General features: G+C 40.6%; 6 protein-coding genes and 2 rRNA genes. 3 read left to right on the top strand and 5 right to left on the bottom strand.

What is annotated here, in order from left to right; all coding sequences use genetic code 11:
- Positions 1-691: ribosomal RNA gene (locus M3221_RS25255) — 23S ribosomal RNA — on the bottom strand; the annotation flags it as partial.
- A 691-nt stretch (positions 692-1,382) separates the two neighbouring features.
- Positions 1,383-2,216, bottom strand: coding sequence for an SPL family radical SAM protein (locus tag M3221_RS25250; RefSeq protein WP_251274790.1), 834 nt, complete (start codon positions 2,214-2,216; stop codon positions 1,383-1,385).
- Between the two features lie 183 nt (positions 2,217-2,399).
- Between M3221_RS25250 and M3221_RS25245 the strand changes: the two genes are divergently transcribed.
- The 3 genes from M3221_RS25245 to M3221_RS25235 all read left to right on the top strand — a co-directional run bounded on the left by M3221_RS25245 (position 2,400) and on the right by M3221_RS25235 (position 5,927).
- On the top strand, positions 2,400-3,428 hold the full coding sequence (locus M3221_RS25245) for a zinc-binding alcohol dehydrogenase family protein (protein ID WP_251274789.1): 1,029 nt from the start codon (positions 2,400-2,402) through the stop codon (positions 3,426-3,428).
- A 324-nt stretch (positions 3,429-3,752) separates the two neighbouring features.
- On the top strand, positions 3,753-4,673 hold the full coding sequence (locus tag M3221_RS25240; protein ID WP_251274788.1) for a S66 peptidase family protein: 921 nt from the start codon (positions 3,753-3,755) through the stop codon (positions 4,671-4,673).
- Between the two features lie 429 nt (positions 4,674-5,102).
- Entirely contained in the window at positions 5,103-5,927 is an 825-nt protein-coding gene (locus M3221_RS25235) for a protein-glutamine gamma-glutamyltransferase (protein ID WP_251274787.1), read from the top strand.
- A gap of 580 nt (positions 5,928-6,507) precedes the next feature.
- On the opposite strand, the gene M3221_RS25230 is transcribed toward M3221_RS25235, so the two are convergent.
- From M3221_RS25230 to rrf, 3 genes are all read right to left on the bottom strand, one after another.
- A complete protein-coding gene (locus tag M3221_RS25230) occupies positions 6,508-7,194 on the bottom strand; it encodes an LbetaH domain-containing protein (protein ID WP_251274786.1) in 687 nt (228 codons plus the stop codon).
- Positions 7,195-7,839: 645 nt separating this feature from the next.
- Positions 7,840-8,103 carry a DUF1292 domain-containing protein gene (locus M3221_RS25225; RefSeq protein ID WP_251274785.1) on the bottom strand — a complete coding sequence of 88 codons (264 nt, stop codon included), beginning with the start codon at positions 8,101-8,103 and terminating at the stop codon, positions 7,840-7,842.
- A gap of 350 nt (positions 8,104-8,453) precedes the next feature.
- Positions 8,454-8,552: ribosomal RNA gene (rrf, locus tag M3221_RS25220) — 5S ribosomal RNA — on the bottom strand; the annotation flags it as partial.

The following is an 8,552-nucleotide window of genomic DNA, read 5'->3' as shown; positions in this document are numbered from 1 at the left end:
TTCAGACTCGCTTTCGCTGCGGCTCCGCCTTATCAGCTTAACCTTGCATGAAATCGTAACTCGCCGGTTCATTCTACAAAAGGCACGCTATCACCCGTTAAAGGGCTCTAACTACTTGTAGGCACACGGTTTCAGGATCTCTTTCACTCCCCTTCCGGGGTGCTTTTCACCTTTCCCTCACGGTACTGGTTCACTATCGGTCACTAGGGAGTATTTAGCCTTGGGAGATGGTCCTCCCGGATTCCGACGGAATTCCTCGTGTTCCGCCGTACTCAGGATACACTCAAGAGAGAAGAAGATTTCAGCTACAGGGCTGTTACCTTGTACCGCGGATCTTTCCAGATCGCTTCACCTATCTTCTTCCTTTGTAACTCCGTATAGAGTGTCCTACAACCCCAGAAGGCAAGCCTTCTGGTTTGGGCTATGTCCCGTTTCGCTCGCCGCTACTCAGGGAATCGCGTTTGCTTTCTCTTCCTCCGGGTACTTAGATGTTTCAGTTCCCCGGGTATGCCTCCTCCTGCCCTATGTATTCAGGCAGGGGTGCCATCCCATTACGGATGGTGGGTTTCCCCATTCGGAAATCTCCGGATCAAAGCTTACTTACAGCTCCCCGGAGCATATCGGTGTTAGTCCCGTCCTTCGTCGGCTCCTAGTGCCAAGGCATCCACCGTGCGCCCTTTCTAACTTAACCTAAAATGGCGATTACTCGGTATTGCTTGGTGTTACTTTACGATATTATCCAGTTTTCAAAGAACAATTTTTTGAACTGTCATTCCTGACAGCTAAATAATCATATCATGCAGCAAGCATAAAGTCAATAACTTTTTATCGAAATAATTATCTCGATAAATCATTATTTAGTTTTATACTTACTTCGTTAATATCGAATTTTACAGAGATATCACTAATCAAACAAGTCATCTTGCAATCATTAGAAAACAACATTTCCGCATTTTAATTATATAAATATAATTAAAATGCTACTTAGGAAATATATTATTTCTCCTTACTGTCTTAGCGACGATTAATAATATAACATGTCTAAATGCTGATTTCAATCACTTCTGTTTTTGTTTCCTCTATTACCTTTTTGTTCCCTATATCCTTCACCTTTTAAGTAACCGAGTAAAAGAATAAATCGCATGTTAGTTGGAATACTACAAACTGAAGAGAAAAAAGCAGTTGCTTCTAGAAGCAACTGCTTTTTTCATGCAAAATTATAAGAAGTATATTAATGAAGCAAGTAGAAAAGCCATTACTTTAAACATAAGTCCCTTTGTCAGTATAAATCGGTATTCTAAAAAAATCAGACAAATATTTTATGCACAAAGCCCAATAAGCCCGCATTACGAAACCATATACACCTTAACGAACAGTGACTTTTATTTTGGAAAAGCTTCTTTTTTAGAAATCCGTATCATTTCAGCAGGAAAATACTTGGTAAAATATCTCCCTACCATTAAGTGTAGATCTTTTCGATACCATTTTGACAGTTCATGCTGTTGAAATAATTCTGGCATCCCTAACCTCTCTGAACGCTTTCCCATGAAGCCGTCTCCAATACTTAATGTATCAATCCAGATATGATCTGCTATTCCTATTAATACTTTCGGAAAATCAGGGGTGAATGGCAAAACAGGAGAAATCGAAGCTTGAGTGGATATTTCTGCATCGTGAATTTCTTTTAAAGCTTTTATCCTTAATTTAATGCCTGGTGCATATGGGGAAAATATTGTCTTCATATCTTCCCTGTCCGTTTCAACTGTTATGGAGACAAGGACTTCGCATATTTCATTTAATTTCTTTAGTAGATCAATATCCCGTGTGATCAGCGGGCTTCTTGTTTGGATTTGGAGAAAATCAGGTGGGTTTTCAATCATTTCTTCTAATATACTGCGTGTGATCTTTGCTTTACGTTCAATTGGCTGGTAAGGATCTGTCACAGAAGACATAAAAATATTCACAGGTTTGTTTTTCTCGCGAAGTTTTCTGATTTCATTTCGGTAATTTTCTGCGGCATTTGCTTTGATGTCCAGCCATTCTCCCCAGGGAATTTCCTTGAATTTCTGAATGGGCATTTCCCTTACATAGCAGTACCTGCAGGAAAATGCGCAGCCGCTATACGGATTTAAAGAGTGGGTAAATCCAACATCCAAATAACCTTTTGCCTCAGTGAGGATTTTTTTAGCAAGGATTTCTTTTACTTCAATCCCCATATGCATCTCCTTCCTTTACAGCCTGTCACATGTTTTTAAAATTATATAAAAGATTTTATCATGTTTTGGGTTTTAAGCTTTAATCATTATATGAAAATTCAACTTACCAAATAGCAGCAGTGTTTTATATTTTAAGTCATTCCTCGCAAAAGGTATACTTGCATGGAAAGGATGTGTTTAATTATGGATACAATGAAGGCAGTAGGACTAATGAGATACCTTCCTATTGAAAATCCAGAAAGTCTGGAAGATGTAGTGATTGAGAAGCCAAAAGCAACGGGCCGTGACATTTTGGTTAAAGTTGCCGCCATATCGGTCAATCCGGTTGACACGAAGGTTCGGGCTCCTAAAGACAAAGTTGAAGAAGCTCCTAAAATCTTAGGCTGGGACGTAGCAGGAATTGTTGATGAAGTAGGGCCACACTGTTCCTTGTTCCGACCGGGGGATGAAGTGTTTTATGCTGGCAGTATTGCACGACAAGGCGGCAACAGCGAATATCATCTCGTCGATGAACGCATCGTTGGGCGAAAGCCCGCTTCCTTGACTTTTGCAGAAGCGGCGGCCCTTCCTCTAACTTCTATTACAGCTTGGGAAGCACTATTTACCCGAATGTTACTTTCCCAAGATCCAAGTGTCAACAAAGGAAAAACATTGTTGATTATTGGGGCCGCCGGGGGTGTCGGATCCATTGCTATTCAGCTTGCAAAACAAGCGGGGCTTACAGTAATTGGCACTGCTTCCCGGCCGGAAACGGTCGAATGGGTTCAATCAATGGGGGCCGATTATACGATTAATCACCATGATCCGCTTCTGCCACAGCTTCAAGCCCTTGGATTCCCAAGCGTTCCGTATATTTTCTGCCTGAATGCTTTAGAGAAACATTGGGCCGGCATCGGCGAGGTTATTTCTCCTCAAGGAGTTGTATGCGCCATTGATGATCCGACTTCTCCACTTGACCTTACCGTGCTCAAGCAAAAAAGCGTCACCTTCGTGTGGGAATTTATGTTTACACGCTCGCTTTTTGAAACAGATGATATGATTGAACAGCACCATTTGCTTAATCGGGTCGCTGAGGCAGTGGACCAGCAAAAATTGAAAACCACGCTCGCTGAAGTGCTTGGACCTATTTCAGCAGAAAACCTTCGCCAAGCCCACAAATTGTTGGAGAGCAATAAGGCGATTGGCAAGATTGTACTAGAAGGTTTTGCTTAAAATCTGTTCGTGAATAGGACAACATAGTAGTATTCCGCGGCTTGATCAATCGAGACTATTACTGGCAACGAGGAATAAATAAAAAGGCCGATTGCAGACTGCAGTCGGCTTCCGTTTTACAACAAAAAATTTGCCGTTATTTATGACAACGCTCGCCTCGGGTACTGTCCTTTCTATTCACCTTACTTAAATATTTTACTGCTGTTTGTGCCTGATTTGCTTTTCCTAATAGTCTTTCGTCACACCCATCATCCTGAATAATCAAATATTCTCCCTTCTCCTTTCATAACCTATAAAGGCAGTAAACTAAAGGGAGGCGAGAGTATGCCCATTAAACCAAGAATTCTGCAGCGGGGAGATACAGTCGGCATCGTTGCGCTGGGCAGTCCCGTTGCTCGGAGCATTATTGATGCCAGCATTGCTTTTCTGCAAGGAATGGGGCTTCAGGTTGTTTTGGGGAAGTATGTATATGCACAAAACGGATTCCTAGCAGGAACGGCCCAGCAGCGCGCTGAAGACTTGATGTCCATGTTCACCAACACACAGGTAAAGATGATTTTGCCTGTAAGGGGCGGTGTCGGTGTGGAAAGTATATTACCGTTCCTTGATTATACAGTGATCGCTCGAAACCCAAAAATCGTGAGCGGCTACAGTGATATTACCGTTTTATTAAACATTTTATATCAGTTTACCGACCTTATTACATTCCACAGCTTACTCCTCATTGACTTTAGACCACAGACGCCGGCTTACAATTTTGAACAGTTTTTTACCATCACCTCTTCGACTGTTTCACCTCGTCCGATTTTGAACCCTCCAGGAATACCGCTTACTGGCAGAGTACAAGGGAACGTCAGCGGCCCAATTGTTGGTGGAAACTTAACATCCATTGTCAGTACATTAGGTACACCATATGAAATCAATACGGCCGGGAAGATTATTTTGCTCGAAGAAACACATGAACCCATTAATACGGTTTACCGCTACATTGATCACATGAGGATAGCTGGAAAATTTGAGGATTGTCTCGGAATTATTATGGGAGAATGTACCGATTGTCCGAATGCCTATGGCAAGTCTTATAGCGATTTGATTAGTGAATTTATTGCACCACTTGGAAAACCACTCATGACCAATCTTGCTTCTGGGCATGGATTCTACAAAGCAGCCATTCCAATAGGTGCTAGAGTAAATTTAAATACCTCCAATAATACGATTACATTGTTGGAAGCTGCTGTAAGCTGATTCGTTCATTCTTCTTTTGGTGGTTTTCATATACCAACAGCAGAAAAAGGATACTGATGAATAACTCAAAAGCGCCGAATCATTTTTGCTCAATAAGCTTATTCTGTTTAAAGAACATATCCCTGGGGGTAGATGGTCTATCTCCAGGGATATGTTCCTCAATGTTATTGTATAAATCCGCCTTGGTTTCCTCTCTTACTCTTTTTCTGCACATTTAGGAAATTTTAGGGTTAGAAAGATTGGGAATTGAAAAGGCAATAGAGGAAAATAAGATACATTTGTGTCCGATCTGCTGGCTTGATACAAGTGTTTTATTAAACAGATCATATAGATGTGCGAATTAAATGATGAAAGCCACACGTTAAAACAATGCTTGAATATGCTAGGTAAGAATGCAAGTGAATATTCGAACCTGGAAAGAGGTATAGTATGATTCGGTTATCAGGGATGCCCTTTCAACAAAGTACCATGTGGCCATCTGGAAGTATTGAAAGCACCATTCTTCGGCGGATGAAGAATGATACAGTGGTTTATTCGTATTCATTCATTGGTGAATTATCGTTTGAGCTTGAGTTACGAAAAAATATCATCACCAGTGCAAGAGCGATGAACGAAAGCAGTGTACGGTTTGCAGTATTTGCTAACTCCCGCTGTAATCCTCAATATTGGAAACTGACGAGTACCGGCGGATTTCAGCTGAAGCATGGTGTAAAGTCGTCAGACGCAATTAAAGATATTTATATAAACAGCTCACAATATGCGTTCGAATGTGCAACCGCGATGGTTATTGTCTTTTATCACGCACTTCTAAATATGATCGGCGACTCATTGTTTAATCGTTTGTTTCAAACCATTTACTTATACAGCTGGCATGCTGATCCTGACCTCGGAATAAAGCCCCTTTATACAAGCCGCTCTTTGCCTGGTGATATCGTATATTTTAAAAATCCGGACTTTGATCCGCAAACCCCTCAGTGGAGAGGAGAAAATGCTGTTGTGCTGGAAGACGATACGTATTTTGGGCATGGATTAGGAATCAAGACAGCTGAACGAATGATTCATGCTTTAAATCAAAAGAGAATACCGGGAGCAGATCAATCTGCTTATCTGACAAATGTTGTTGTAAGGCCGTCTTTTAAACATCTAGCGACACTTTCAGTGGTACGGCCTGTGTATTCGGTTTATAAATATCAACCTATCGTCCAACATAACCAGAATTCAGTTTCATTTGATCAATATGTTGCCTACTTGTGATCGCCAGCCTTAAGATAAAATTCGATGATCGAACTCCTCTTAAAAAAATTAATTTATTAATCATCACGCTCCCCATTTAAGAATTATGAAATGAATTGTTCTTGGTCCTATAAAAGCGGACACCATTTATAAATCGTGTCTCGTGATTTCGACTTCAGACTATTGGCGTGATGTAAGCTGTATTTTTCCGATCCAGCTATATTCGTTATGTATACCTATCCAGTTAGGTTTGAGAGGCTTCTTTACATTTTTCCGATCAAAGCCTTTCCTTTATTACAAATAGAGCACTGTTCTTTAAGGGCTCAATATGCTTCTCTCCTTTTCGGATTTCCTGGATGCTTACAACGCTAATGTAAATGTGGTTTCTTAATACCTGAAGCCTAAGTATGTTATTTCTTAATGAACCATTATGCACTTTCGTCTGCGCGAGCAGTTATGACGTTCTGTGTATGTAATTTAATAAAGTTCTTATAGTCTTTTTTAAAAGAAAAAGTACATGAACTGGAATACAGCTTGCAAGCAAAAAAGCCTTTATGTAAAAGGCTTTTTTTACCCTACATTTCGTTGTTAAGGTTTTTCGTTACGCGTGGTCGTCATACGCAAGCCCACATGAACAACGATACTTTCCGAACAAAAGATGATATGAGGAAGGAAACTCTTGATTTACACGCTGTACTTCCGCTGCAAAGTCCTTACTGTCTTTTGGCACCACTGAAAGTGTATCCGCTTTTTCCTGAGTATCGATATGGGCGCCCGGCGGCACGAATTTATTTTGATCTATACGTACACCATTGGTGACTACAGCGTTGTAAGAAATAAATGCCCCTTTTTCTACAATGGCATTATAGACAATGGAGTTAAACCCAACAAATACATTGCTTCCGATAAAACAAGGGCCATGAATAAGCGCTTTGTGAGCTACAGTAACTTCGTTTCCAATGAATATAGAATAGCCTTTCCCGCCCACAATAAATTGCTTGTTTAATAAACCATGCAAAATAACACCATCTTGAAGATTCGTTTTAGAACCAATATAAAACGGCGTTCCTTCGTCTGCACGTATGCTTACATTAGGCGCAATATACACTTGATTTTTAATCGTAACGTCCCCGATAACACTTGAAAATGGACTAATAAAAGCCGTCCGGTCAATTGCTGGAAAACGCTGAATAGGGTTAAAAGAAGTTACCGGGTTAGAGCTGATAAATGGCTGAAAGCAAGAAGCGTTGTTATAAGAAAATGGTATTGACCCGCTGTTTTCACTCAAGTACTCATCCCCTTAAAATTTCATGTCTAGATATCGTATGTAGAACAAATTCATCAAGGTACAGATACTGAGGTCAAGAATTGGGTTCCTTTTATCATTTGTATCCAATGTTTTATGCTGCAGGAGATAATAACAAGGAAAGTTTGTTGAAGAAGCGTTTTTGAGAGTGTAATTCTGAAGGCGGTAAACGTAATCCACTTACCTTAAGCAAAGGATTTATGCAGCTGATAGCAGAGGAGGACTCTGCAGAGGCAAGGAACATGCTTCTCCCTTACACTTCCCATTTATCCACCTGCTTTCTGAAGAAAATCTGATTGAAGAGCACCCAGCAGACACCATCATAAATATTTGCATGGATAATACGACAAGAAAATGATCTCTGTTCATCCCCGCTTCCTCCCAATTATGCAGCATTTTATATGGTTAAATAAAAACACTGCTCACAGAACGTTTATACTCCGTCCTGCACGGACATCCGGACAACAGAGATCAACATGCAGCCAAGAATATTAGTGGTTTAAGCTTCCGCCACCCGGCTTACCAACCGCCGTGATGGCGAAAGCAACGTATTATTGGAACCGAAAACATCTTGATAAAGGAATTTCCTGGTTCGAGGGTGACAGTAAGTAATAGAAGATCGTTTGCTTACTCTTCCTTGGCTTCATTAAATGCAGCAGATACCTTATCCAATTCCTCATCATTTTCTATCAAGGATAACTGCTCGTCATTATCCACCCTTAAAAAGAAGACATCGATCTCTTCATCCGTTTTTTGCTGAAGCTCTTCCACATACCCTACAACTGCATATTCTTTTCCATCAAGAGCTAAGGTCTTCAGCACTTCCATATCTTGTGTTCTGCCATTATCATCAATCATAGTGATGATTTCCCCGGTTTCAATTTTTTCCATGTTAGTTCCCTCCCTGTTCTGCTATAACCATTTCCTAAAATATTTTGCCCAATATCTGATCATTTAAAAGAAAAAACCTTCCTTCAAAAATTCTCAGCTCTTGAAGCGGGCACCTGAATAGTTATTCTTACGAGACATAAGCTATAGCTGCTTTTGGCTCAAGAATAAAAAATGACCATAAAAAAATAAAACATTGTCTGAATATTCTTCAGTCAATGTTTTATTTTTACAAGGAGGAGCGTTTACGGCAATATTGCCTGTTCTTTTATATTTCGCAAAAAAAACAAGTTTTTTTCATGGAATATAATTCCTACACAAAAAAAGGACAGCTTTCGCTGTCCTCACTTCTTGCCTGGCGGCGTCCTGCTCTCACAGGGGGAAACCCCCAACTACCATCGGCGCTGAAGAGCTTAACGGCCGTGTTCGGGATGGGAACGGGTGTGACCTCT

Source organism: Domibacillus indicus (genome assembly GCF_023715895.1).
Taxonomy (GTDB): Bacteria; Bacillota; Bacilli; order Bacillales; family Domibacillaceae; genus Domibacillus; species Domibacillus indicus_A.
Note: the sequence above shows the minus strand (reverse complement) of the source record. Positions and strands in the feature narration are given on the sequence as shown.